This window comes from Megasphaera indica (assembly GCF_046614755.1).
GTDB classification, from domain to species: Bacteria; Bacillota; Negativicutes; order Veillonellales; family Megasphaeraceae; genus Megasphaera; species Megasphaera intestinihominis.
In genome coordinates this window covers 1-562 of record NZ_JBKKJR010000055.1, presented here as the reverse complement: position 1 = coordinate 562, position 562 = coordinate 1, and the positions used below count along the sequence as shown (strand labels likewise).

Annotated in this window: 1 protein-coding gene; it reads left to right on the top strand. The window is 42.2% G+C overall.

From position 1 onward, the window contains the following. The coding region (locus tag ACFCTO_RS12140) for an IS3 family transposase (protein ID WP_499876970.1) at positions 1-562 on the top strand (562 nt) is incomplete at both ends.

Here is a 562-nt window from a genome sequence, read left to right as displayed (position 1 = left end):
ATCTATGGAGCACCCAAAATTACTAAATTGCTTCAAAAGAAAGGTGAATGTATTTCCGAAAGGACAGTGGGCCTTTACATGCGGCAAATGGGGATTCGTGCTTGTTGGGTCAAGCATTATACCGTTACGACCCAGAGCCGTTGTTTGGATGCTATATTGGTTAACATTCTGCAAGAACAATTTAATCCGCCAAGACCAGACACAATCTGGTGCAGCGATATTACTTATATTTGGACCACTGAAGGATTTGTGTATCTGGCCAGTATCATGGATTTGTTTTCTCGAAAAATCATTGCCTGGAATTTATCCCGGAAGTTGGATGCATCTAGCATTGTTAGGATGATTCAAATGGCAAAGCAAACCAGGAATCCAGGCCGTCTGGTAGTAATTCACACTGACCGCGGTTGTCAATATCTTTCGCAATCCTATATCAAGGAAACCGCACAGATGCGCCGCAGCTATTCGAAGAAAGGCTATCCATGGGATAATGCCTGCATAGAATCATTCCATGCCTTGATTAAGCGAGAATGGCTGAATCGATTTAAGATTGAAAATTATCAAC